The 23,480-nt window shown below is 67.4% G+C and carries 22 protein-coding genes and 1 tRNA gene; 9 read left to right on the top strand and 14 right to left on the bottom strand.

Features of this window, described 5'->3' with window-relative positions; translation table 11 throughout:
- The first annotated feature begins 46 nt into the window (after nt 1-46).
- Nucleotides 47-625, top strand: a complete 579-nt coding sequence (locus GL279_RS09800) for a L,D-transpeptidase (RefSeq protein WP_155064444.1) — start codon at nt 47-49, stop codon at nt 623-625.
- Nucleotides 626-1,675, top strand: coding sequence for a tRNA 2-selenouridine(34) synthase MnmH (gene mnmH / locus GL279_RS09795; RefSeq protein ID WP_155064443.1), 1,050 nt, complete (start codon nt 626-628; stop codon nt 1,673-1,675).
- On the opposite strand, the gene GL279_RS09790 is transcribed toward mnmH, so the two are convergent.
- From GL279_RS09790 to GL279_RS09745, 10 genes are all read right to left on the bottom strand, one after another.
- Nucleotides 1,637-2,449, bottom strand: a complete 813-nt coding sequence (locus GL279_RS09790; RefSeq protein ID WP_155064442.1) for a purine-nucleoside phosphorylase — start codon at nt 2,447-2,449, stop codon at nt 1,637-1,639. The two genes, mnmH and GL279_RS09790, sit on opposite strands and share 39 nt — an antisense overlap.
- Complete coding sequence (locus GL279_RS09785) at nt 2,433-3,398, bottom strand: ABC transporter permease (RefSeq protein WP_155064441.1); 966 nt, start codon at nt 3,396-3,398, stop codon at nt 2,433-2,435. The genes GL279_RS09790 and GL279_RS09785 overlap by 17 nt, the downstream gene beginning before the upstream one ends.
- Nucleotides 3,398-4,489: an ABC transporter permease gene (locus GL279_RS09780; protein ID WP_155064440.1), complete on the bottom strand. Its 1,092-nt coding sequence runs from the start codon at nt 4,487-4,489 to the stop codon at nt 3,398-3,400. Before GL279_RS09780 ends, GL279_RS09785 begins: the two co-directional genes overlap by 1 nt.
- Before the next feature lie 64 nt (nt 4,490-4,553).
- Entirely contained in the window at nt 4,554-6,161 is a 1,608-nt protein-coding gene (locus GL279_RS09775; RefSeq protein ID WP_155064439.1) for an ABC transporter ATP-binding protein, read from the bottom strand.
- Nucleotides 6,161-7,147 carry a BMP family lipoprotein gene (locus GL279_RS09770; RefSeq protein ID WP_155064438.1) on the bottom strand — a complete coding sequence of 329 codons (987 nt, stop codon included), beginning with the start codon at nt 7,145-7,147 and terminating at the stop codon, nt 6,161-6,163. The genes GL279_RS09775 and GL279_RS09770 overlap by 1 nt, the downstream gene beginning before the upstream one ends.
- Before the next feature lie 81 nt (nt 7,148-7,228).
- Nucleotides 7,229-7,660 carry a GNAT family N-acetyltransferase gene (locus tag GL279_RS09765; RefSeq protein WP_343039767.1) on the bottom strand — a complete coding sequence of 144 codons (432 nt, stop codon included), beginning with the start codon at nt 7,658-7,660 and terminating at the stop codon, nt 7,229-7,231.
- Nucleotides 7,657-8,244, bottom strand: coding sequence for a tRNA (adenosine(37)-N6)-threonylcarbamoyltransferase complex dimerization subunit type 1 TsaB (gene tsaB, locus GL279_RS09760; protein WP_155064437.1), 588 nt, complete (start codon nt 8,242-8,244; stop codon nt 7,657-7,659). Before tsaB ends, GL279_RS09765 begins: the two co-directional genes overlap by 4 nt.
- On the bottom strand, nt 8,237-8,791 hold the full coding sequence (locus tag GL279_RS09755) for a NifU family protein (RefSeq protein ID WP_155064436.1): 555 nt from the start codon (nt 8,789-8,791) through the stop codon (nt 8,237-8,239). Before GL279_RS09755 ends, tsaB begins: the two co-directional genes overlap by 8 nt.
- 62 nt (nt 8,792-8,853) lie before the next feature.
- The gene (locus GL279_RS09750) at nt 8,854-9,456 is read right to left on the bottom strand and encodes a CPBP family glutamic-type intramembrane protease (RefSeq protein WP_155064435.1); all 603 of its coding nucleotides are present in this window, start codon (nt 9,454-9,456) and stop codon (nt 8,854-8,856) included.
- 1 nt (nt 9,457) lies between these two features.
- On the bottom strand, nt 9,458-9,913 hold the full coding sequence (locus tag GL279_RS09745; RefSeq protein ID WP_155064434.1) for a universal stress protein: 456 nt from the start codon (nt 9,911-9,913) through the stop codon (nt 9,458-9,460).
- Nucleotides 9,914-10,084: 171 nt separating this feature from the next.
- On the opposite strand from GL279_RS09745, the gene GL279_RS09740 reads away from it, so the two are divergent.
- Nucleotides 10,085-10,828, top strand: a complete 744-nt coding sequence (locus tag GL279_RS09740) for a sugar transferase (RefSeq protein WP_343039766.1) — start codon at nt 10,085-10,087, stop codon at nt 10,826-10,828.
- A gap of 117 nt (nt 10,829-10,945) precedes the next feature.
- Nucleotides 10,946-11,893 (top strand): NAD-dependent epimerase/dehydratase family protein, encoded by a 948-nt coding sequence (locus tag GL279_RS09735; protein ID WP_155064433.1) that lies wholly within the window; start codon nt 10,946-10,948, stop codon nt 11,891-11,893.
- On the opposite strand, the gene truA is transcribed toward GL279_RS09735, so the two are convergent.
- The 3 genes from truA to GL279_RS09720 all read right to left on the bottom strand — a co-directional run bounded on the left by truA (nt 11,869) and on the right by GL279_RS09720 (nt 13,864).
- Nucleotides 11,869-12,645 (bottom strand): tRNA pseudouridine(38-40) synthase TruA, encoded by a 777-nt coding sequence (truA, locus tag GL279_RS09730; RefSeq protein ID WP_155064432.1) that lies wholly within the window; start codon nt 12,643-12,645, stop codon nt 11,869-11,871. The genes GL279_RS09735 and truA overlap by 25 nt on opposite strands.
- Entirely contained in the window at nt 12,646-13,596 is a 951-nt protein-coding gene (locus tag GL279_RS09725; RefSeq protein ID WP_155064431.1) for a 5-bromo-4-chloroindolyl phosphate hydrolysis family protein, read from the bottom strand. It abuts the gene before it with no gap.
- Nucleotides 13,597-13,790: 194 nt separating this feature from the next.
- Nucleotides 13,791-13,864: transfer RNA gene (locus GL279_RS09720), tRNA-Gly, on the bottom strand.
- Nucleotides 13,865-13,966: 102 nt separating this feature from the next.
- Between GL279_RS09720 and GL279_RS09715 the strand changes: the two genes are divergently transcribed.
- On the top strand, nt 13,967-15,415 hold the full coding sequence (locus GL279_RS09715) for a TrkH family potassium uptake protein (protein WP_155064430.1): 1,449 nt from the start codon (nt 13,967-13,969) through the stop codon (nt 15,413-15,415).
- Nucleotides 15,416-15,490: 75 nt separating this feature from the next.
- Here the strand turns inward: GL279_RS09715 and GL279_RS09710 are convergent, their stop codons facing one another.
- Nucleotides 15,491-16,948, bottom strand: coding sequence for a peptidoglycan-binding protein (locus tag GL279_RS09710; RefSeq protein ID WP_155064429.1), 1,458 nt, complete (start codon nt 16,946-16,948; stop codon nt 15,491-15,493).
- A gap of 86 nt (nt 16,949-17,034) precedes the next feature.
- On the opposite strand from GL279_RS09710, the gene GL279_RS09705 reads away from it, so the two are divergent.
- The 4 genes from GL279_RS09705 (at nt 17,035) to GL279_RS09690 (ending at nt 23,454) form a co-directional block, all read left to right on the top strand.
- Nucleotides 17,035-17,997: a glycine--tRNA ligase subunit alpha gene (locus GL279_RS09705; RefSeq protein ID WP_155064428.1), complete on the top strand. Its 963-nt coding sequence runs from the start codon at nt 17,035-17,037 to the stop codon at nt 17,995-17,997.
- The gene (locus GL279_RS09700) at nt 17,998-18,468 is read left to right on the top strand and encodes a DUF6446 family protein (protein WP_343039765.1); all 471 of its coding nucleotides are present in this window, start codon (nt 17,998-18,000) and stop codon (nt 18,466-18,468) included.
- Nucleotides 18,468-20,732, top strand: a complete 2,265-nt coding sequence (gene glyS / locus GL279_RS09695; protein ID WP_155064427.1) for a glycine--tRNA ligase subunit beta — start codon at nt 18,468-18,470, stop codon at nt 20,730-20,732. Before GL279_RS09700 ends, glyS begins: the two co-directional genes overlap by 1 nt.
- Nucleotides 20,733-20,892: 160 nt before the next feature.
- Nucleotides 20,893-23,454, top strand: coding sequence for a putative PEP-binding protein (locus tag GL279_RS09690; protein WP_155064426.1), 2,562 nt, complete (start codon nt 20,893-20,895; stop codon nt 23,452-23,454).
- The last annotated feature ends 26 nt before the right edge of the window (nt 23,455-23,480 follow it).

Raw genomic sequence — 23,480 nt, 5'->3', positions numbered from 1 at the left:
GACGTTACCGCCTTGGACAAGAGTGATCGAATTCAGGACCGTATTGATGAACCGCCGTCAGATGCTGATGCTGTCCGCCTCGCTGATCGCCGCACCGACCCTGGTGCTGGCGCAGCCCAAGGCGCAGCCCGTGGCCGCCAAGGCCGAACCCAAACGCGACCCCTATGTCCCGACCGAGGTGGCGATCCGCCCGGATTTCGAGGTTGGCAGCATCGTCGTGGTCTCCAAGGATTTCTTCCTGTATCACGTCATCGCGCCGGGCCGCGCCATCCGCTACGGCGTCGCCGTGGGCAAGGACGAACTGGTCTGGAAGGGCCGGGCCACCGTCGGCCGCAAGACCGAATGGCCCAGCTGGAAACCCACGCCCGCGATGATCAAGCGCAAGCCCGCGCAATACGGCAAATGGGCCGATGGCATGCCGGGCGGCCCGACCAATCCGCTGGGCGCGCGCGCGCTGTATCTTTACGACGCCAAGGGCAATGACACCTCGATCCGCATCCATGGCACGACCGAGCCGAATTCGATCGGCCGCGCCGTCTCGAACGGCTGCCTGCGCATGCGCAACGAGGCGGTGATGGATCTTTATGAGCAGGTGCCGGTCGGCACGCCCGTCTACGTCTACTGATTGGACATCCGTCTGACATCGCTGTCGGATCCGGCGCTTGCCGGGTTCGACACCATCATCGACGCCCGCGCACCCCTGGAATATGCTCAGGATCACCTGCCCGGCGCGATCAACCTGCCGGTGCTGTCGGATGACGAACGCGCGCAGGTCGGCACCATCTACAAGCGGGTCTCTCCGTTCGATGCGCGCAAGCTGGGCGGCGCCATGGTCGCGGCCAATGTCGCGCGCCATATCGCCGGGCCGCTTGCGGGCTTTGGCGGCGGCTGGCGGCCCTTGGTCTATTGCTGGCGTGGCGGCCAGCGCTCGGGGGCGTTTGCGACCATCCTTGCCCAGATCGGCTGGCGCGTCGGGCGGATCGAGGGCGGCTACAAGGCGTGGCGCGCCTTGGTCGTCCAGCGGCTGGCGGCCCCGCCCCGCGCGCCCGTGGTGGTGCTGGACGGCAATACCGGCAGCGCCAAGACCCTGATCCTGACCCGGCTGGCGGCGCGCGGCCATCAGGTCATCGACCTTGAAGCGCTGGCCAACCATCGTGGCAGCCTGTTCGGGGCCATGCCCGGTGGCCAGCCCAGTCAGAAGCTGTTCGAAAGCCGTCTGGCCATGGCGCTTGAGACGCTGGACCCGACCCGGCCGCTGCTGGTCGAGGCCGAAAGCACCCGCATCGGCGCGCTGAACCTGCCGCAAGGCTTGTGGCATGCGATGATCGCCGCGCCGCGCATCCGGCTGGACGTGCCCGCCAAGGCCCGCGCCGCCCATACCGCCAGCGCCTATGCCGATGCCGGTGACGATCCGCAGGCGCTGGCCGCGATCATCGACAGCCTGCGCCCGCTGCACCCGGCCGAGCGTATCGCCGAATGGCAGCGCCTTGCCTTGGCGCGCGACTGGCCGACCCTGTCGCTGACGCTGCTGCGCGACCATTACGACCCGCGCTATGAGAGGCACCGCGCCCGCCATGACGATGGCCGGGCGGCGGTGGTCACCCTGCCCAGCCTGTCCGATCTGGAGGCCGCTGCCTCAGCCGTCGAGGCGGCGATCGCGCAGAAAGCGCCTTAGCACCCTTTCCAGCTTGGCCGCGCCCAAGGGCGCCATGGCCTTGGTATGCTCATGGCTGATCGATTCGTTCGACAGCCCCGCACCCATATTGGTGATGACCGAGATCGCCGCGCAGTCGAGGCCCAGAAACCGCGCCAGAATCACCTCGGGCACGGTGGACATGCCCACCGCATCGGCGCCCAGAACGCGGGCGGCGCGGATCTCAGCCGGGGTCTCGAAGCTTGGGCCCGAGAACCAGCAATAGACCCCCTCGGGCAGATCGACGCCTTCGGCCTTGGCGGCAGCGCGCAGACCCGCCCGAATCATGGGATCATGCGCGGCGGTCATCGGCACGAAGCGCGCATCCGTAGGCTCGCCGATCAGGGGATTGGTGCCCGCGAAATTGATATGATCCGACAGCAGCATCAGCGATCCGGGCGGCATCTCGGGGCGCAGGCTGCCCGCCGCATTGGTCAGGATCAGCCGGTGGCACCCCAGCGCCTGCAACACCTCCAGCGCCGGGCGCATGGCATCGGCGCGGCCCGATTCATAGTAATGCGCCCGCCCGCCCAGCACGGCCACCCGCCGCGCCTCCAACTGACCGATCACCAGCTGCGGCACATGCCCCGAAACCCCCGCATGCGGAAAGCCCGGCAGCTCGGAATAGGGGATCGCCACGCCCTCGACCGCTGCTGCCAGGTGCCCCAGCCCCGAGCCAAGGATCAGCGCGAATTCCGGCGCCTCGGCCCCGGCCCGCGCCCGGATCAGATCGGCCAGTTCAGCGTTCCTTGACATAGGGCTCTCCGCCCGCGCGCGGCGGGATGGCACGGCCGACGAAACCGGCCAGAATGATGACGGTCAGGATATAGGGCAGCGCGTTCATGAACATCGAGGGCACGGTGACAAAGCCCAGATCCAGATTCGGGAAACGGTTGGCAATCGCCTCGAGCAGCCCGAACAGTAAACAGGCCCCCAGCGCCCCCCAGGGCCGCCATTTGGCAAAGATCAGCGCCGCAAGCGCGATGAAGCCGCGCCCGGCGGTCATTTCCTTGACGAAGCCTGCCGAGATCGCGGTGGCCAGATAAGTGCCCGCGATGCCGCAAAGCAGGCCGCAGATCAGCACCGCCGCGTAGCGCAGCCGCGTGACCGAGACACCGGCCGTATCGACCGAGGCCGGATTTTCCCCCACTGCCCGCAGCCGCAGGCCAAAGCGGGTGCGATAGAGCACCCACCATGTCAGCGGCACCGTCGCCAGTGCCAGATAGACCAGCACCGAATGCCCCGAGATCAGATCGGCATAGATGCGTCCCAGCACCGGCACCCCGCGCAGGGCATCGGCAAAGGGCAGGGTGATCTCGGTAAAGCGGGCCGCCCCCTCCAGCGACGGGGTGCGCCCGCCAAGGCCAAAGATCTTCTGCCCCAGCAGCACGGTCAGCCCCGACGCCAGAAAGTTGATCGCCACCCCCGAGATCAGCTGATTGCCGCGAAAGGTGATCGATGCCAGCCCATGCACCACCGCCAGCGCCACCGCCCCGGCGATGCCCGCCAAAAGCCCCAGCCATGCGTTGCCGGTGGCATAGGCGACCGAGGCCGCGCAGAACGCCGCCATCAGCATCTTGCCCTCCAGCCCGATGTCAAAGACGCCGGCGCGTTCGGAATAAAGCCCGGCCAGACAGGCCAGCAGCAGGGGCACCATCAGCCGCAGCGCGGAATCGAGAATCTGGATGACCGTCGCGAAATCCATCAGTCCCTCTTGCCGCTACGTGCGAAAACCCATTCCAGCGGCCGGCGCACCATATTGTCCAGCGCGCCGGTGAACAGGATCACCAATGCCTGAATGACCACGATCAGCTCGCGCGGGATCGTGGTCCACAGCGCCAGCTCGCCGCCGCCCTGATAGAGAAACCCGAAAAGCAGCGCCGAAAGCAGAATGCCGAACGGATGGTTGCGCCCCATCAGCGCCACGGCAATGCCGATAAAGCCCGCACCCTCGACCGAGTTCAGCACCAGCCGCTCGGCCTCGCCCATGACGTTGTTGACCGCCATCAGCCCGGCCAGCCCGCCCGAGATCAGCATGGCCAGCACCGTGATCCGGACCGGCGAGATGCCGGCATAAAGCGCCGCCGGCTCGGACTTGCCAAAGGCGCGGATCTCATAGCCCAGCCGCGTGCGCCAGATCAGCAGCCAGACCAGCACACAGGCGGCCAGCGCAATGAACAGGGTGATATTGGCCGGCGTGTTCTTGCCCCAGGTGATGCCAAAGGCCAGCGCCATCTCCGAGAGCTTCGGCAGATGCGTCGCCGCCGGGAAATTGGCCGAGGCGGGGTCCATGCTGCCGACCGGACGCAGCACATTGACCAGCATATAGTTCAGCAGCGCCGCCGCGATGAAGTTGAACATGATCGTGGTGATGACGACATGGCTGCCGCGCCGGGCCTGCAGCCACGCCGGGATCAGCGCCCAAAGCGCGCCGAAGCCCGCCGCCCCGATCATCGCCGCAGGCAGGGCCAGTGCCCAATGCGGCCAGGGCAGCGACAGGATCACCAGCGTCGCGCCCAGCCCGCCCATGGCCGCCTGACCCTCGCCGCCGATGTTGAAGAGCCCGGCGTGATAAGCGACCATCACCGCCAGCCCGGTAAAGATGAAGTTCGTCGCATAATACAGCGTGAAGCCCCAGCCATAGCTCGACCCCAGCGCGCCCTCGACCATGACCTTCAGGGCCTCGACCGGGCTTTCCCCGATCGCAAGGATCACCAGCGCTGAAATGGCAAAGGCCAGCAGCACGGAAATCAGCGGCGTCAGGATCACATCCGCCCATCTTGGCAATCTGCCCATCAGCCGTTCCCCGCGCCTGCGTTTCTTTCGTGCCCAAATATCCCCGCCGGAGGCACCTGCCCTGTCAAACTGCACCTCCGCCCGGTTCGGTGCCGGGCGCTTGGGCTGGCGGGATCGCCTCGGTTGCCGGCACGACGGCCGGATCGACCCCGGCCATCAGACAGCCCAGATCGCCGCTCGTGGTCGCCTTGGGCAGGCGCTCGCCCATGATGCGGCCATCAAACATCACCGCGATGCGGTCCGACAGCGCCATGATCTCGTCCAGCTCGACCGAAACCAGCAGCACCGCCTTGCCCGCGTCGCGCAGCGCCACGATGCGCTTGTGGATGAACTCGATGGCGCCGATATCGACGCCGCGCGTCGGCTGGCCGATCAGCAACAGGTCGGGATTGCGCTCGACCTCGCGGGCCACGACGATCTTTTGCTGGTTGCCGCCCGAAAAGTTCTTCGCCGCCAGATCCGGGTTCGGCGGGCGCACGTCGAACCGTTCGATCTTGCCCTGCGCATCGGCGCGGATCGCGGCATGGTCCATCAAGGGGCCGCGATTGAACTCGGGCGCATCCTGATAGCCAAAGGCCACGTTCTCCCAGGCCGAGAAATCCATGATCAGCCCCTCGACCTGACGGTCCTCGGGGACATGGCCGATCCCGGCGCGACGCCGCGCGCGGCCATCGCTGCCCGACAAGGGCAGCGGCTGGCCCTTCAGCCGGATCTCGCCCTCCAACCTCGCGCCGGCCTCGGGATAGCCGCCGAGGATCTCCAGTAGCTGCGTCTGGCCATTGCCCGCGACCCCGGCGATGCCCAGGATCTCGCCCGCGCGAATGTCCAGATCGATGCCGCGCAGCCGCTCGACGCCCTCGGCATCGACCATGCGCAGCCCGCGCAGCTCCAGCACCGGCGCGCCGGGCGTGGCGGGGGCCTTGTCGACCCGCAGCAGCACCTTGCGCCCGACCATCAGCTCGGCCAGCGCGGCCGGGCTCGTCTCGGAGGTCTTGACCGAGGCCACCATCTCGCCCCGCCGCATCACGCTGACATTGTCGGTGATCTGCATGATCTCGCGCAGCTTGTGGGTGATCAGGATGATGGTTTTGCCTTCATCGCGCAGACCGCGCAGGATGCGGAACAGATGGTCGGCCTCGGCCGGGGTCAGCACGCCGGTCGGCTCGTCCAGAATCAGGATATCGGCCTGACGATACAGCGCCTTCAGGATCTCGACCCGCTGCTGGTGCCCGACCGACAGCTCCTCGATCAGCGCATCGGGATCGACCTGCAATTCATATTCGCGCGCCAGCCGCTGCAATTCGCCGCGCGCCCGCGCAAGCGAGGGGCGCAGCAGGCGGCCATCCTCGGCACCAAGGATGACGTTTTCCAGCACGGTGAAATTCTGCACCAGCTTGAAGTGCTGGAACACCATGCCGATCCCGGCCCGGATCGCCGTCTGGCTGTCGGAAATCACGATCGGTCGACCGCCGATCAGGATCTCGCCGGCATCGGGGCGGTAAAAGCCGTAAAGGATCGACATCAGCGTGGACTTGCCTGCGCCGTTCTCGCCGATGATGCCATGGATGGTGCCGCGCGGCACCATCAGGTCGATCCCCTTGTTGGCCTGCACCGGACCAAAGGCCTTGGAGATCCCCCGCAATTCGATTGCGGGGGTGTCGTCCGTCGCCATCACTTCACCGGGCAGGTATTGTCCGTCATGTAGTCATGCACCTTGATCGCGCCGTCCTTGATGCCGGTTTCGGCCTTGGCGACGCTGTCGGCCATCTCGGGGGTGATCAGCGGCTTGTTGTTGTCGTCCATCGCCACCGACACCCCGCCCGAGGCCAGATCCATCAGCTTGTGGCCCGGTTTCACGTCCGCGCCGGCCTTGAACGCCTCATAGACCGAGTTGTCGACACCCTTGACCATCGAGGTCAGCACCTGGCCCGGATGCAGGTGGTTCTGGTTGCTGTCGACGCCGATGGACAGGATCTTGGCGTCCGCTGCCGCCTGCAGCACACCGATGCCGGTCGCGCCGGCCGCTGCATAGATCACATCCGCCCCCTGCGAGACCTGCGCCTTGACCAGCTCCCCGCCCTTGACCGGATCGTTCCAGGCGGCGGGCGTGGTGCCGGTATAGTTGATGATCAGCTTGCCATCGGGCTTGGTCGCCTTGAAGCCCTGCGCATAGCCGCATTCGAACTTATGGATCAGCGGGATGTCCATGCCGCCGACAAAGCCGACGGTGCCCGATTTCGAGGCCTCTGCCGCCAGCACGCCCGCCAGATACGAGCCCTGCTCCTCGGAGAATTCGACCGATTGTACGTTGGGCTTGTCGACGCTGGTGTCAATGATGACGAATTTCGTGTCGGGATAGTCCGGCGCCACCTTGTCCAGCACCTCGCCAAAGGCAAAGCCGGTCATGACGATCGGGTTGGCCCCGGTTTCGGCCAGCCGGCGCAGCGCCTGTTCGCGCATCGCCTCGGACTGCATCTCCAGTTCCTTGTAGCTGCCGCCCGTTTCCGCCTTCCAGCGTTCGGCACCTTGATAGGCGGCCTCATTGAAGCTTTTGTCGAATTTTCCGCCCAGGTCGAAGATCAGCGCCGGATCGGCAAAGGCAGCAAGCGGCATCAGGGTCAGCGCGGCACCGGCCAGCAGCGATTTCATCAGGGACATTTGTTGAACCTCAACCTATTGCGGGCGATTCAGCCCGGGAATTCCCCGATTAGGGCGCAAGCGCCCAAGGCCGTCAACCGGCTAGAGCGCCCGGCTCATCAGGATCGCATCGACGCCCGGTGCATAGTAATTGCGGCGCAGGCCGGTCTGGGCCCAGCCTTCGGCCAGATATAGCGCCTGCGCCGCAGCATTGCCCGCAGCAACTTCCAGAAAGGCGCGATCGGCGCCGCGTTCGCGCGATCTTGCGTAAAATTGCGCCATCAGTTCGCTGGCGATGCCTTGGCGGCGGGCCTCGGGTGCGACTGCAAGGGTCAGCAGTTCGGCCTCGTCGGCGATGGCGCGGCCGATCAGGAACCCTTGCGGCCCGCTCAGCAGAAAATTCAGCGGGCTGGACAACAGATCCTCGATCTCGGCGGCGGTCCAGGGGCGCGGGTGGCTGCCAAAGCAGCGCAGATGCAGATTGGCCAGCCGGTCGGCGGATTCAGGATCAATCGGCGCGCGGTCATGGCTCACAGGATCACCGGGCCTCGGTCGAGTGCCGGGGCGGCATCGGCGGGGCGCAGGTAGATCGGCGCCGGGCGCGGCAGATCGGGCTGCCCGGCGCGGTCCAGCGCGATGCGGGCAATGGCGACGGCCAGCGGCTGGCGGGGCGCCAGCAGCGGCGGGCCCGGCGGCAGCATGTGCAGCGGCGCCTGTGCCGGACTGCTGTCGCCTTGGCCGAAGTCCTGCCAGATCACCTCGTCACCGCGCGCGGGCAGCGCCACCCGGCAGGGGCGTGGCAGGTCCAGCGCGGCGGCCTCGGTCAGGCCGACGCCCACCGCCGGGATGCCCAGCGACAGGGCAAGGCCGCGCGCCGCGGCGACCGCGATGCGGATGCCGGTGAAATTGCCCGGCCCGGTGCCGACGCCCAGAACGTCCAGATCCCGCCAGTCCGCCCCGGCCTCGGCCAGAACCTCGGCCAGCAGGGGAAACAGCCGTTCGGCCTGACCCTTGGCCATGTCCTCGTGGCGCTGGACCAGCACGCGGTCCCCGTTCAGCAAAGCGGCCGCGCAATGCGCGGCCGATGTGTCGAAGCCAAGCGAAAGCCGTCTAGCCAACGGGACGAACCTCGGTGACTTCCGGGATGTAATGGCGCAGCAGGTTCTCGATCCCCATTTTCAGCGTCAGGGTCGAGGACGGGCAGCCCGCGCAGGCGCCCTGCATGTGCAGATAGACCACGCCGCGATCAAAGCCGTGGAAGGTAATGTCGCCGCCGTCCTGAGCCACGGCGGGACGCACGCGGGTGTCCAGAAGCTCCTTGATCTGGGTGACGATCTCGGCGTCTTCGCCCGCTTGTTCGTTATGGGCGCTTTGCACCGCGCCTTCCATGACCGGGGCGCCGGACTGGTAATGCTCCATGATCGCGCCCAGAACCGAGGGCTTCAGATGGTCCCAGATGGCGTCATCGGCCTTGGTGACGGTCACGAAATCCGAGCCAAGGAACACGCCCGCGACGCCCGGCACCGAAAAGATCCGCTGCGCCAGCGGGCTGGTCGAGGCCCCGCTTGCATCCGGGAAATCGGCGGTGCCCGTGCCCAAAACGGTTTCGCCCGGCAGGAATTTCAGCGTGGCGGGATTCGGGGTGGTTTCGGTCTGGATGAACATGAAGCGGCTCCTTTGCCGGGGATATGGGGATCCGGGGGGTGGCAAGTCAAGGGAAACCGGCCCTATCCGGGGGCATGCGCCGCCACCGTGGCAAAGGTCAGGACATTGACCAGCGCATGCCCGATCGCGCCGGCGCCCGCCGTGCCACCCCGCAGCCGCGCCAGCGTTGCCGGCACCGCCAGCAGCGCTGCCCCGCCCAGCAATTGCAGCGCGGCCATGCCGGCCGGGCGAAAGGCCACCGCACCGGCCAAAGGCGCAAGATGCCACAGCACAAAGATCAGCCCCGGTGCCAGCGAATCGCGCCAACTGCGCAGGCGGGGCAGCAGCGCGCCGCGCCAGAAGGCCTCTTCCAGCGCGCCGTTCAGCGCCGCAGCCAGCAGCACCGCCGCCAGCACATGCGGCGACAGCCGCACCAGCGCCGGCAGGCCCGATGGCGCCGCCAGCCCTGCGAGCAGCACAAGACCATGGATCGCGGGCAGGCCGGGCCGGGCGGGGCGCAGCGACCAGCCCCGATGCCGCCACAGCGCCACGGCCAGCAGCAGCCAATAGACCGCCAGCCCCAGCCCAAAGCCCGGCACCGGCGGCAGCCATTGCGTCAGGGCGCGAAACAGCAGCGCCAGCGGGCCGGTCAGCACAAGGGCGGCGCAGGCCAGCCGCCGGTCCATCTCAGGTGATCTTTTCCAGCCGCTCGCGCGAAATATCGCCGGGAACGATGGTGATGGGACAGGGCAGGCTGGCCATTTCCCGCATCACCCGCGTGATCAGCGGCCCCGGTCCCGCGCTGTCGGTCGAGGCGGCCAGCACCAGCACCCCGATCTCGGGGTCCTCGCTGATCTGGGCCAGCAGCTCGGTGCCGGGCTCGCCCTCGCGCACGATCAGCTCGGGCTCGACGCCAGGACGGTCGCGCATCCATTTGGCAAAGACATCGAAATGTTGCTGGATCCGCTCATAGGCCTCGGCGCGCATGACATCGGCCACGCCAAAGCCGTGCTGGATCTCGGCGGCCGAGATCACCGCCAGCACCTGCACCGCGCCATCGGTATGGGCCGCGCGCATCGCGGCATAGCGGATCGCATTCAGGCATTCGCGCGTATCGTCAAGAACGACAAGGAATTTCCGCATGATAGGACCGGTCCAGCCGTCGGGGATCTGTTCCCGCAATGCGCAAAGACTGGCCGAAAGGACACGGTTTCGCAAGTCTGTCACGCTTTGCTTCTTGCGTCGGTTTGCTTTTGCAAGGTGCTATGTTAGGGCAAATCGTTAACGAGCAGCTCGATACAACGGGATCCGAACGTGACAATCCACCAGGACTGGGACAAGGCAGATGTCGCGGGGCTGGCAAGCCTTCCTCAACCCGAGATGTCCTGGTTCAAGGGCAGTGCCGAGGTTCCGCGGGGGATGCCAATTTCGAAACGGGTGTTCGACATCGTCCTGGCGTTGGTGCTGCTGGTGCCGCTGTCGATCGTGATGGCGGTCTTTGCCGTGGTGTTGCTGATCGCGCAGGGCCGGCCGATCTTTTACGCCGCGCCGCGGATGGCGACGCCGACGCGCCGCTTCATGCATCTGAAATTCCGCACCATGCTGTGTCAGGACGACGATTCAGGCGTCACCGGCGCGCATAAGCATTGGCGCATCACGCCGCTGGGCCGTTTCATGCGCCGCACCCGCGTCGATGAATTGCCCCAGCTTTTCAATATCCTGATGGGCGACATGAGCTTTGTCGGCCCGCGTCCGACCATCGGCGAATATGTCGAGCGCTTTCCGCTGGTCTATGGCCAGATCCTGAAAAGCCGCCCCGGCGTCACCGGGCTGGCCACGCTGATCTATCACCGCCACGAAGACCGGATTCTGGCCCGCTGCAAAAGCGCCGAGGCGACCGAGGCCGCCTATGCCCGCCGCTGCCTGCCGACCAAGCTCAAGATCGACATGATCTATCAGCGCAACCGCGGTCTTGGGCTGGATCTGTGGATTCTGTGGCGCACGCTGCGGATCGTTCTCTACAAGGACGAGCGTCCGCGCCGTCACGGCCGCCGCTAGGCCCGCCGCGCCGGTTTCGGGCGCGAATCGGTCGGCGAGGTCGGTTTTGCACCGGATGGGGACTTGACGGCGCCGCGCGCTTGGTCTCTCCATCGCCGCCGAATTACGGAGGCAGGGTTGCAGCACAAGGTTCTGGTGACGGGGGGCGCGGGCTTTATCGGCAGCCATCTCGTCGAGCGTCTGCTGGCCCGTGGCGAGGCGGTGACGGTGCTGGACGACCTGTCCAGCGGCCGGCCGCAGAACCTGCCCGCCGGTGTCCGGCTGGTGCGCGGCGACATTCTGGACGGCGGACTGCTGGGCAAGCTGGCCCGCGATGCCGACAGCATCTTTCATCTGGCCGCGCTGGTTTCGGTGCCGGAATGCAATGCGGACTGGCTGGGCGGACATCGCATCAATCTGGGCGGCAGCATGGCGGTGCTGCGGGCGGCGCAGCAGGCCGGCAATGTGCCGGTGATCTATGCCTCATCGGCGGCGGTCTATGGCAACCGCTCGGGTCTGGCCTGCGCCGAGGACAGCCTGCCCCTGCCGATCTCGCCCTATGCCGCCGACAAGCTGGCGACCGAGCATCAGGCCCGCGCCATGGCCGAGATCCACGGGCTGGCCTCGGTCGGGCTGCGGTTCTTCAACGTCTATGGGCCAAGGCAGGACGCGGCCTCGGCCTATGCCGGGGTGATCTCGAAATTCTGCGCCAACCGGCTGGCCGACCGGCCGCACCAGATCTTTGGCGACGGCGGGCAAAGCCGCGACTTCATCGCCGTCTCGGATGTGGCGCAGGGGCTGCTCTTGGCGCGCGAATCGCTGGCGCGGCGGGCGGGCGCGCGGGTCTATAACCTGTGCACCGGGCAGCAGACGACGCTGCTGGACCTTGCCGCCGCCATTGACCACGTGTCGGGCCGTGCCGCGCTGCCGATCCGGCATCAGCCGGCGCGGGGCGGCGATATCCGGGCCTCATGCGGCGCTCCCGATCTGGCGGCGCGCGAGCTGGGCTTTCGCGCCGCGACCGGGATCGAGGCGGGGCTGGCCACGCTTTGGGCCTCGCTTCAGGGAAAGGGCGCCTCGGGGTAGCCCACGCCGGTCAGATACAGGCCCTGCGGCGGGCAGACCGGGCCGCAGGCGGCGCGGTCGCGGGCGGCCAGCGCCTCGGCCACGCGTTCGGGCGGCCATGACCCGGCGCCAACCCGCTCCAGCGTGCCGACGATAGAGCGCACCTGATTGTGCAGGAACGACCGTGCCCGCAGGTGAAAGCGGTATTCCCAGCCCTGCGGGATCGCCAGCGCCTCGATGTCGATCTGGTCCAGCGTCTTCACCGGGCTTTTCGACTGGCACATGGTCGAGCGGAAGGTGGTGAAATCATGCAAGCCCACCAGATGCGCCGCGCCGGCCCGCATCGCCTCGGCGTCCAGCGGGTTCTGCACCTGCCAGACCCGGCCGCGTTCATGCGTGACCGGGGCGCGGCGGGCGATCAGGCGAAAGCTATAGCGCCGTTCCCGGGCCGAAAAGCGGGCGTGGAATTCGTCACCCACCCGCGCGGCGGCAAGGATCGCGACCGGGGCGGGCTTCAGATGCCAGTTCAGCGCCTCGGACAGGCGGAACGGGTCCCAGTCGCGGGCCAGATCGGCATGGGCCACCTGACCCGTGGCATGGACGCCGGCATCGGTGCGCCCGGCGGCGGCGATGCGGGCGCCGGCGGCAAAGCCCGGATCCAGCCGCGCCAGCGCCGCCTCGATGGCGCCTTGAACGCTGGGCTGGTCCGATTGGGCCTGCCAGCCCGCAAAGGGGCCGCCGTCATATTCGATCAACAGGGCAAAGCGGGGCATTCAGCGGGTCTTGTCGGTTTCGCGCGGGATCAGCAGGTCGTCCAGCGTCAGCGCACGCGACAGCTCATCGGGGCGCGGCGCCTCGCGTTCCAGCCGTTCGCGCAGCACGCCGATCTCGATGTCGAGGTTCACGCGGTCGCCCTGCACCAGCGCCTCGCGCCGCTGCTCGAACCGGGTTTCAAGATCGGTCAGCATGGTTTCGTAATCCTGCCGCGCGCGCGGGTCGCGGGTCTGGGCGTAGAGATCGGCGAATTTCACCGTCGCGTCGCGGGCTGCCTGCAGATAGACGCCAAGATAGCGCCGCGCCGCCGAGGCATCGCCCGGCGCCTGCTCGATGCGGGAAAACAGCGCCCGGGCCGAGGCGGCGAACATGGCCAGCCGCGCTTCGAGCCGACGGTCGCCGGTGCGCAGGATGGCGTCCTGCATTGCGCTCAGATGCGCCTCGGCCTCGGCCAGCAGGCGATGGGCGCGGTCCTGCGCGACGCTGTCCACGCCCTCCATGCCCTTGTCGCGCATCGGATCGGCGCCAAAGGCCAGCCAGTGCAGCGCCAGCCCCGCCAGCCCGATCAGGCCGGCCCCCGCCGCCGCATCGGGCGAATAAGAGCCGATCGCCAGCCCCAGCCCGGTCAGCACGCCGCCGAACAGCTTGCGCGGGATGGCGGGACGGCGGGCGATGGGGCGGGCGTCATATTCCGCCTCGGCCTGCAGCCCTTCGCGGGTCAGCCCCATGCCGGCGGCCACCGCGCCAAAGGCCAACAGATGCGCGACGAGCCCGGCCGGATCCTGCCCAAAGGCGGTCAGCAGGAATGGCACCGCCATGACGGTGATCCAGCGCGTGCGCGATTGCAGCGGATGGCGGGGCACCACCGGGCGCGGCGCGGCGCGCGCCGGATCAAGCGGCTGTCCGGCAGAGGATTGCGGCGAGAAACGGCCGCCGAAGCGCCGGGCCATGGCCTAGCCCGCACCCCAGAGCGCCGCATAGAGCGTCAGCCCCATCAGCAGGAAAAAGGACAGGCGCTGCGTCGCTTTGCGGGACATGGGTTTCCTTTCGGCCAGACGCGGATTGCTGCTCAACGGGATATAGGGCTGCGCTGGCGCAAACGGAAGTGCGGGCTTGGCCGGGCCGGGGCGCATGGGAAGGGGGATGGAGCGGGTGATGGGAATCGAACCCACGTATTCAGCTTGGAAGGCTGCTGCTCTACCATTGAGCTACACCCGCATCAACCTTGCGTATAGGGGGCCCAAGCGCGCCATGCAAGCCTGAGGCGGCAAATCGGCGGCGTGGCTTGACGGCGCGCGGGCGGCGCGGCAAGCAAGGCCAATGATCGACATTCGTCCCGTGGCCAATACGATCGGCAAGCTGGTCATCACGCTGGGCGCGGCGATGGTCCTGCCGATGGCTGTCGATCTGTGGGCCGGCGATCCGCATTGGGAAAGCTTTCTGCAATCCTCGGTCCTGACCATGCTGGTCGGCGCCTTTATCACCCTGTCCACCGGCGGCAGCGACAAGACGCTGAGCATGGAGCAGGCCTTTCTGATGACGGCGGCGATCTGGGCGGTGCTGCCGGCGGCGGGGGCGGTGCCCTTCATGATCGGCGCCCCGCATGCCAGTTTTACCGACGCCTATTTCGAGGCGATGTCGGGGCTGACCACCACCGGCACCACCGCCTTCGTGGGCTTGGATGATCTGCCCAAGGGCACCAACCTGTGGCGGGCCTTTCTGAACTGGGCCGGCGGCCTTGGGATCATCGTCGTCGCCATGATCTTTCTGCCGGTGATGAAGGTCGGCGGCATGCAGTTCTTCAAGTCCGAGGGTTTCGACACGCTGGGCAAGATCCTGCCCCGCGCCTTCGACATCGCGCGCGAGACCACCGGGGTCTATGTCGCGCTGACCGGGGTCTGCATGCTGGTGTTCATCCTGCTGGGCATGACCGGTTTCGATGCGCTGGTGCTGGCGTTGTCGACCTGTTCCACCGGCGGGTTTTCCAATTACGATGCCAGTTTCGCGCCCTTTATCGGGGCGGCGGAATATGCGGCCTCGTTCTTCATGATCCTGGCCTCGATCCCGTTCATCCGCATGGTGCAGCTGATCCGGGGCTCGGCCCAGCCCCTGTGGCGCGACGTGCAGGTGCGGGCCTATCTGCGCTGGACCTTCTATGCCATCGCAGCCATCGTCGCCTATCGGCTGCTGTGGCTGGAGGCCAAGCATCCGCTGGATGTAATCCGCGAGACGACGTTCAACGTGATCTCGACCTTTTCGGGGACCGGGTTCGCCTCGACCGATGTGCAGCAATGGGGGCATTTCCCGTTTGTCATTCTGGTCATCGTCGGGCTGATCGGCGGCTGCACCGGCTCGACCTCGTGCTCGGTCAAGGTGTTTCGCTATCTGGTGCTGATCCAGGCGGTCAGGACGCAGCTGCGCCGCATGCAGTCGCCGCACCGGATCTATCCGCTGCTTTATGACGGCCAGCCGCTGGAGCGGGATGTGGTCGATTCGGTGATGTCGTTCTTTACCCTGTTCATGCTGACATTCGGGCTGCTGATCGTCGGGCTGGCGATGACCGGGCTGCATCCGCGCACGGCGCTGACCGGGGCATGGACCGCCATCGCCAATGTCGGCGTGATCTGGGGGCCGGAGCTGAGCGCGAATGGCGCGGTCAAGGACATCCCGACGGCGGCGAAATGGCTGATGGCGCTGGGGATGTATGTCGGGCGGCTGGAGCTGCTGACCGTGCTGGTGCTGTTCATGCCGCGATTCTGGCGCAGCTAGGCGCGGCAGGGCGGCGGGGACGCCGGTTGCCCCGCCGGTGCCTCCGGCGGGGATATTTGTCCACGAAAGAGGCCGTCAGTTCGCCGGGATCATGTCCGTGGGTGCCGTGCCATTGCCGGGGGCAAAGCGGGCGAGGCGGTCAGAGATTTCGGTGGCGATGCGGCGCTGGCTTTCGGCGTCCTGTGCCGGCCAGATCAGCACGAAGCCCTGCACCATGCCTTCGACGACCCGGCCCTCGGCATGCCCGATATGGGTCTGGTTGCGGCCGTCGAGGGTGATGCTGCCGCGCTCGACCCGGCGCTGCGGGGCGGGCACCCAGCCAAGCGCGGTGACGAGCCCGGCGAGGTCCAGCATTTCCTGCTGGCCGCCGGGTTGCGAGAACAGGATCAGCGCCGCGCCCGAGCCATCCTTGGGGCCATAGATCGAGAGTTGCCGCTCGGTCCGGTCGAATTGCAGCCGGGCCATGGGGGCGGGCAGTTCGAGGCCGGTGTGATCGTCGCGCAGGGTTTCGAGCCCGGCCTCGGCGCGCCATGCCTCGCGCCGGCGCAGCAGTTCCTGCATGGCGCTGGCCGGGTCGGGCGAGGTGCGCAGGCGCAGGATTTCCTCGGCGATGGCCTTTTGCGTCATCGGGCCGTCCTTGCCGTCGATGGCGCCGTCGTAATGGCCGGCCCAACGCAGCGCGCTCTGGATGTCCTGCAGGGGTGGCATCGGCACGGGGGCGGCATCGGCAGCGGGTGGTGCGCCCAGTTCAGGCCGGGCGCCGATGATGGTGATTTCGCCCATGTCCTTGCCCGGAGCCAGGAAGGCGTCCTTGGGGACTGCCCCTGCGGCACGGAAGGCCTTGAGCCAGGCCTTGCCGGTCGCCTCGTCCATCGGGCCGAAGCCCACGGCAAGGCGGCCGTTCGGCAGGGTCCAGAGCCCGGCCTCGGGCAGGGACTGGCGCCATTTCGCGAGGATCTCTTCGGCCTTGGCGCGGTCGGCGCTGGATTCGAGGCGCAGGAAGAATTGCTCGGGCGCGGCGGGGGCGGGGTCCGGCTGCGTGGCCGGCGCGGCGCTGTCGGCGGCGGCGACCGGGGCGTTCAGGACCGGATCGGCGGGCAGGGTCTGGGTCGGCTCGGCCGGGGTGGCGGTGGCCTGCGGGAAGGTCGAGCCGGCACCGGCCGGGATGGCGGTGTCGGCCGGGGCGGCATCGGTCGTGGCGGTGGGGGCAGGTGCGGCGCCCGCCGGCGTCAGATCGCGCCCCTCGGCGCTGGCGATGAAGCTGTCGCCCGGCACCTTGCCGGCCTGTTTCAGCTCGGCCAGCCGGCCGGTGGCCTGTTCGCGCGGCATTGGCCCCAGCGCGATCGCCACCCAATTGTCGCCGGCCGGGAAGGTCACCACATCGGGAAATTGCGCCGCCCAAGCCGTGGCGGTCTGGGCTGCGGCATCGCCACCGCGCTTGGCCTCGATGCGGATCACCACGTTCTCGGCCCAGGCGCCCGTTACCCCCAGAACCGGCAGGGCTGCACCCAAGACCACCGCAAAGCGCCGCATCAGAACCTCCGTCTCATTGACCCTGCGCCGCCCTCTGCCTAGAAGGCGGCAGACATTTCCTGCCAGTTATGCCGAAGGAATACGTGATGACCAGCCCCAAGGACAATCAGACGGCGAAACCCGTCTGTTTTCAGGACGTGATCCTGCGCTTGCAGTCCTATTGGGCGGCTCAGGGCTGCGCGGTGCTGCAGCCCTATGACATGGAGGTCGGCGCCGGCACCTTCCACCCCGCGACCACCCTGCGTTCGCTGGGTGCGCGCCCCTGGGCTGCGGCCTATGTCCAGCCTTCACGCCGGCCGACCGATGGCCGCTATGGCGAGAACCCGAACCGGCTGCAGCATTATTATCAGTATCAGGTCATCATCAAACCCAGCCCCGAAAACCTCCAGGAGTTGTATCTGGGCAGCCTGAAGGCGATTGGCCTTGATCCGATGATCCATGATGTCCGCTTTGTCGAGGACGACTGGGAAAGCCCGACGCTGGGCGCCTGGGGTCTGGGCTGGGAGGTCTGGTGCGACGGCATGGAGGTCAGCCAGTTCACCTATTTCCAGCAGGTCGGCGGGCATGACTGTCGCCCCGTCTCGGGCGAGCTGACCTATGGGTTGGAGCGTCTGGCGATGTATGTGCTGGGGGTGGAACATGTCATGGACATGCCCTTCAACCACCCGGACAGCCCGATCCCGCTGACCTATGGCGACATCTTCCGCCAGCCCGAGCGGGAATATTCGCGCTGGAACTTCGATCAGGCCGATACCGCGACGCTGCTGCAGCACTTCAAGGATGCCGAGGCCGAATGCGACCGCATTCTGAACGCGTCCGAAACCGACAGCGCGGGCCGCAGCATCCCGATGGCGCATCCGGCCTATGATCAGGCGATCAAGGCCAGCCATCTGTTCAACCTGCTGGACGCGCGTGGTGTGATCTCGGTCACCGAACGTCAGGCCTATATCGGCCGCGTCCGGGCGCTGGCCAAGCGCTGCGCCGATCTTTTCGTGACGACCTCGGCGGCGACGGGCGAGCCGCTGCCTGCCTTTCCCGCCGGTGCATAAGTGAACGGCCGCATTCCCGCGCTGATCCTGATCGCTGCCGCCGTCGCGGCGGGCGTGGGCGTGTGGTATGCGCAGGAATACGGGTTTTACGACCGGATCGATCCCTCGGCCGCAGCGCTGACCGTGATCGCCGATGGCAAGCCGGTGGCTTTGGCGACCAATGGCGTCGAGGCGATCGACGCTGACAGCTCGCCCATCCGCTGGCGTGCCTGCTTTCATCTGACCAAGCCGCTGCCCGCCGATGCCGAACCCTTTGCCCAGCCGACGCCGCTGATCGCGCCCGGCTGGTTTTCCTGTTTCGACGCCGGCCGGATCGCTGCCGATCTGGCCTCGGGTGCCGCCCATGCCTATCTTGGCCAACCCGAGATCCGCCCCGATGTGGACCGGGTGATCGCCGTCTATCCCGATGGCCGCGCCTATGGCTGGCACCAATTCAACGACAAGACCCCCGAACGCGGAGTGATGGACTGATGCCCGACCTTCTGATCGAACTCTTTTCGGAAGAGATCCCGGCGCGGATGCAGGGCCGCGCGCGCGAGGACCTGAAAAAGCTGGTCACGGACGGGCTGGTTCAGGCGGGTCTGACCTATGCCAGCGCCGGCGCCTTTTCGACGCCGCGCCGGCTGGTGCTGACCGTCGAGGGGCTGACCGCCCACAGCCCGACCACGCGCGAGGAACGCAAGGGTCCGCGCACCGATGCCCCCGAGGCCGCGCTGGAGGGCTTCCTGCGCTCGACCGGGCTGACCAAAGACCAGCTTCAGGCGCGCGACGACAAAAAGGGCCAGGTCTGGTTCACCGTGATCCAGAAACCCGGCCGCCCTGCCGCCGACATCGTCGCCGAGGTGCTGGAGGCGGTGATCCGCAACTTCCCATGGCCGAAATCCATGCGCTGGGGCGCGGGCTCGCTGCGCTGGGTGCGTCCCTTGCATTCCATCATTTGCCTGCTCAGCGATGAGGCGGGCGCGACTGTCGTGCCGCTGAGTGTCGAGGGCATCATCTCGGGCAACACCACGCGCGGTCACCGCTTCATGGCGCCCGACGCCTTCACCGTGTCGGGCTTCGACGATTACGCCGCGAAACTGCGCCGCGCCAAGGTGATGCTGGACAGCGCCGAGCGCGAGGCCGCGATCCGGCAAGAGGCCGCGAACCTCGCCTTTGCCCGCGGCTGGGAGATCATGTCTGACGACAGCCTGCTCTCCGAGGTCGCCGGTCTGGTCGAATGGCCGGTGCCGCTGATGGGCGCGATCGAGGACCGCTTCCTGTCGCTGCCGCCCGAGGTGCTGCAAACCTCAATGAAGGAACACCAGAAGTTCTTCTCGGCCCGCACCCCCAAGACCGGCCGGATCGAGGGCTTCATCACCGTCGCCAATATCGAGACTTCGGATCACGGCGAGACGATCCTGAAAGGCAACCTGCGTGTGCTGGCCGCGCGTCTGTCCGACGCCGCCTTCTTCTGGGACAATGACCTGCGCGAGGCGCGTGCGGGCATGACTGACTGGGCCGAGGGCCTGAGATCCGTGACCTTCCAAAGCCAACTGGGTTCGCAGGCGGACCGCGTCGCCCGCATCGCCGCGCTGGCGCGCGAAATCGCGCCCTTGGTTGGCGCCGACCCCGATCAGGCCGAGGAAGCCGCGAAGATCGCGAAACTCGACCTGCGCTCGGCCATGGTCGGCGAATTCCCCGAGCTGCAAGGCACCATGGGCCGCTATTACGCGCTGGAGGCTGGTCACCCCACTGCCATCGCTGACGCCGCCCGCGACCACTATTCGCCGCTGGGCCCGTCGGACGCCGTGCCTTCGGCGCCTGTCTCGGTCGCGGTGGCGCTGTCCGACAAGCTGGACACGCTGACCGGCTTCTGGGCCATCGACGAAAAGCCGACGGGTTCCAAAGACCCCTTCGCGCTGCGCCGCGCCGCGCTGGGGGTGATCCGGCTGGTGCTGGGGAATGGCGTGCGGGTTGGGTTTGAAGAACTCGCTAAGAGAGTTATTGACCGCGAGTATCTGCCGGCTGCGCAGAGTCTTGGTGAAGATGAGATTGCATGCGCCGGTGAACTGCGGAGAAACTTGAACGATCCGAATTGGCAGCCGACGCTTTTGTCTGGTTTCGCATCGCGCGCCGATGCAGAGGCTGAGCTTTCCAAACGCCAAACTACTGCCGATGAGGCAATCCGTCATCGTGGTGAGGTGAGCGAGCGGCTCGAAGCTATCCCTGCCGACCTCCTCACCTTCTTCCACGATCGCCTGAAGGTCTTCCTGAAAGACCAAGGCATCCGCCACGACATCATCGACGCCGTTCTCAGTATGCCCGGCAATGACGACCTCGTGCTGCTGGTCAACCGCGCCACCGCGCTCAATGACGTGCTCAAGACCGACGACGGCACCAACCTGCTGCAAGGCCTCAAGCGTGCCTCGAACATCCTGACCCAGGCCGAGGCCAAGGATGGCGTCGAATACAGCTTTGGCGCCGATGTCAAATTCGCCGAGACTGATCAGGAACGCGCCCTCTTTGCCGCCCTCGACAAGGCCGAGCCCGCGATCCGCGAAGCTCTCCGCCTTGAGGATTTTCAGGCCGCGACCCAAGGCATCGCCACGCTGCGCGCGCCCATCGACGCTTTCTTCGAGGCGGTGCAGATCAACACCGACAACCAGATCGTGCGGCGCAACCGCCTGAACCTGCTGTCGCGCATCCGCGAGGCCGGCCGCCAGATCGCCGATTTCGGCAAGATCGAGGGCTGACGCGCTTCTTTCGTGCGCAAATATCCTGGGGGAACGCCTGCCGGCCTCCGTTAAGGAGGCAGGCAGGCGTGGGGGGCAAAGCCCCCCGGGCCCCGCGACAGGTTCCGGCTTTTCTTCGCGCTTGCAGCATGGCGCGGCACATGCCTAATCTGTTGCCACCATGACATTCCTCACCCAATCCGACGCCATCCTTGAAATCACCCCTGCGGCGGCGGTTCATACCGCGCAGCACGGCTGGCGGGCCAAATGCCTGCAGCGTCTGGTGCGGATGGATCTACCGGTCCCGACCAGCTTTGCCATCTCGGCGGATGCGGTGCGCGCCATCGCCGCCGGGCAGATGCCCGACCGCAGCCGCCTCGCCAGCATGATCGAGCGCGCCGACGGGCTGGTCAGCGTGCGGCCCTCGGCGGCCAATCCGGCCTGGGGTGGTCCGGGCACGGTGCTGAACGTGGGTATCAACCACGACCGCCACGCCCGGCTGGTCGCCAGCCATGGCAGGGCGGCGGCGGATGCGCTCTACATGGGCTTCGTGCAATCCTATGCCATCCATGTCGCCCGCCTCGACCCCGACATGTTCCCCGACAGCGAGGGCGGGCTCGAAGCCAGCCTGCGCGCCTATGAGCATGAGACCGACGAGGAATTTCCGCAGGATCCGGCCCGCCAGCTGGCCGAGGTGCTGCGCTCGATGGCGCGGGCCTGGGACGGGCCGACGGCGCGGCTCTTGCGGCAGGCCAAGGGCGCCCCGGCGCAGGCGCCGCTGGGTCTGGTCGTGCAGGACATGGCGCTGGCCATCGGGCCGGGCGTTACCGGCTCGGGCAGCATCCAGTTCATCGACAGCATCACCGGCATCCCGCGCCTGACCGGCCGGTTCCGCGGCCAGACGCAGGGCCGGTCCAAGGGCGAGGGCGCCGAGACGCTGTATCTGACCCGCGATCCGCGCGGTCCTTCGTTCGAGGAGGCGGCGCCCGAGGTCTTTGCCGATCTGGTCCGCTTTGGCGTCGCCGCGCGCGAACGCCTGCGCGAGGAAATGCAGATCGAATTCGTGGTCTCGGACAGCCGGCTCTCGATCATCGACGCCACGCGGGTCAGCCGCAGTTCGCGCGCCAGTGTGCGCATCGCCACCGCGCTTGCCCGTGACGGCATCATCCCGCCCGAAGAGGCGGTGATGCGGGTCGAACCGCGCGCGCTGTCGGATCTGCTGCATCATCAGGTCGATCCGCGCGCGCCCCGCGACATCATTGCGCGCGGCATCAATGCCAGCCCCGGCGCCGCCACCGGCCGCATCGTCTTTACCGCCACCGCCGCGCAAGAGGCCGAGGCGCGCGGCGAACGCAGCGTGCTGGTCCGGCGTGAAACCGTGCCTGAGGACATCCGCGGCATGCACGCCGCGGTCGCCGTGCTGACCGAACGCGGCGGCATGACCAGCCATGCGGCGGTGATCGCGCGCGGCATCGGCCTGCCCTGCATCGTCGGCGCCTCGGGTATCAGCATCGACGCCCGCGCCCGCACCCTGACCGTGGGCGGCCGGGTCTTTCACGCGGGCGACGAACTGACCATCGACGGCACCTCGGGCGAGGTTCTGGCCGGCGCCGCCGAGATGCTGGAACCCGCGCTGGACAACAGTTTTAGCCAGCTTCTCGACTGGGCGGACCAGCATTGTCGCATCCGCATCCGCGCCAATGCCGACACGCCCGAGGACGCCCGCACCGCCCGCATGTTCAAGGCGCAGGGCATCGGCCTGTGCCGGACCGAGCATATGTTCTTTGACGAGGAACGCCTGCCGGCCATGCGCGAGATGATCTTTGCCGACAAGCCCGAGGACCGGCGGCTGTCGCTGGAACGCCTGCTGCCGATGCAGCGCAGCGATTTCGCCAAGCTCTTCGAGATCATGGCCGGGCTGCCGGTGACCATTCGCCTGTTCGACCCGCCGCTGCACGAATTCCTGCCGCATGACCGCGAAGGCATGCGCGAGCTGGCGGAATCGCTGGACCTGCCCTTGTCGGACGTGACCCGCCGGGTCGAGGCGCTGTCCGAATTCAACCCGATGCTGGGGATGCGCGGCGTACGGCTGGGCATCACCGTGCCGGAAATCTACGACATGCAGGCCCGCGCCATCTTCGAGGCGACGGTGCTGGCCAGCGAAAACGGCGATCCGGTGGTGCCCGAGATCATGATCCCGCTGGTCAGTGCCCGGCGCGAGGTCGAGCTGGTCAAGAACCGCATCGATGCGGTCGCCGCCGCCGTTCGCAACGAAAGCCGCAAGGACTTTACCTATCGGCTGGGCGTCATGGTGGAAACGCCGCGCGCGGCGCTGCGTGCCGGCGAGATCGCCGAACATGCGGCCTTCCTGTCCTTCGGCACCAACGACCTGACGCAGATGACCTATGGCCTGTCGCGCGACGATGCCGGCCGCTTCATGGGCACCTATGTCAGTCAAGGCGTCTATGCCGAGGACCCGTTCCACATCCTCGACCGCGACGGCGTGGGCGAACTGGTCGCCATCGGCACCGAGCGCGCCCGCAGCCACAAGCCGGGGATCACCATTTCGGTCTGCGGCGAACATGGCGGCAACCCGGAATCGATCGCCTTCTGCTTGCGCGCCGGGGTGAATTATGTGTCCTGCTCGCCGTTCCGGGTGCCGGTCGCACGGCTTGCTGCGGCGCAGGAATCGATTCTGATGCAGCGTGAATCGGCGCAAATGACCCCTCCGGCGCAGTCGTAGCGTCGGCGGGTTTTGGCAGGATCTGG

Origin of the sequence: Paracoccus limosus (assembly GCF_009711185.1) — a bacterium.
Taxonomy (GTDB): Bacteria; Pseudomonadota; Alphaproteobacteria; order Rhodobacterales; family Rhodobacteraceae; genus Paracoccus; species Paracoccus limosus.
The sequence above is the reverse complement of the archived record's forward strand: the minus strand, read 5'-3'. Positions and strand labels throughout refer to the sequence as shown.

Coding starts and splice junctions, on each gene's coding strand:
- GL279_RS09800 (WP_155064444.1), top strand. CDS start 47: ATGAACCGCCGTCAGATGCTGATGCTGTCCGCCTCGCTGATCGCCGCA.
- GL279_RS09790 (WP_155064442.1), bottom strand. CDS start 2,449: ATGTCAAGGAACGCTGAACTGGCCGATCTGATCCGGGCGCGGGCCGGG.
- GL279_RS09785 (WP_155064441.1), bottom strand. CDS start 3,398: ATGGATTTCGCGACGGTCATCCAGATTCTCGATTCCGCGCTGCGGCTG.
- GL279_RS09780 (WP_155064440.1), bottom strand. CDS start 4,489: ATGGGCAGATTGCCAAGATGGGCGGATGTGATCCTGACGCCGCTGATT.
- GL279_RS09775 (WP_155064439.1), bottom strand. CDS start 6,161: ATGGCGACGGACGACACCCCCGCAATCGAATTGCGGGGGATCTCCAAG.
- GL279_RS09770 (WP_155064438.1), bottom strand. CDS start 7,147: ATGTCCCTGATGAAATCGCTGCTGGCCGGTGCCGCGCTGACCCTGATG.
- GL279_RS09755 (WP_155064436.1), bottom strand. CDS start 8,791: ATGTTCATCCAGACCGAAACCACCCCGAATCCCGCCACGCTGAAATTC.
- GL279_RS09750 (WP_155064435.1), bottom strand. CDS start 9,456: ATGGACCGGCGGCTGGCCTGCGCCGCCCTTGTGCTGACCGGCCCGCTG.
- GL279_RS09745 (WP_155064434.1), bottom strand. CDS start 9,913: ATGCGGAAATTCCTTGTCGTTCTTGACGATACGCGCGAATGCCTGAAT.
- truA (WP_155064432.1), bottom strand. CDS start 12,645: ATGCCCCGCTTTGCCCTGTTGATCGAATATGACGGCGGCCCCTTTGCG.
- GL279_RS09725 (WP_155064431.1), bottom strand. CDS start 13,596: ATGGCCCGGCGCTTCGGCGGCCGTTTCTCGCCGCAATCCTCTGCCGGA.
- GL279_RS09715 (WP_155064430.1), top strand. CDS start 13,967: ATGATCGACATTCGTCCCGTGGCCAATACGATCGGCAAGCTGGTCATC.
- GL279_RS09710 (WP_155064429.1), bottom strand. CDS start 16,948: ATGCGGCGCTTTGCGGTGGTCTTGGGTGCAGCCCTGCCGGTTCTGGGG.
- GL279_RS09705 (WP_155064428.1), top strand. CDS start 17,035: ATGACCAGCCCCAAGGACAATCAGACGGCGAAACCCGTCTGTTTTCAG.
- glyS (WP_155064427.1), top strand. CDS start 18,468: ATGCCCGACCTTCTGATCGAACTCTTTTCGGAAGAGATCCCGGCGCGG.
- GL279_RS09690 (WP_155064426.1), top strand. CDS start 20,893: ATGACATTCCTCACCCAATCCGACGCCATCCTTGAAATCACCCCTGCG.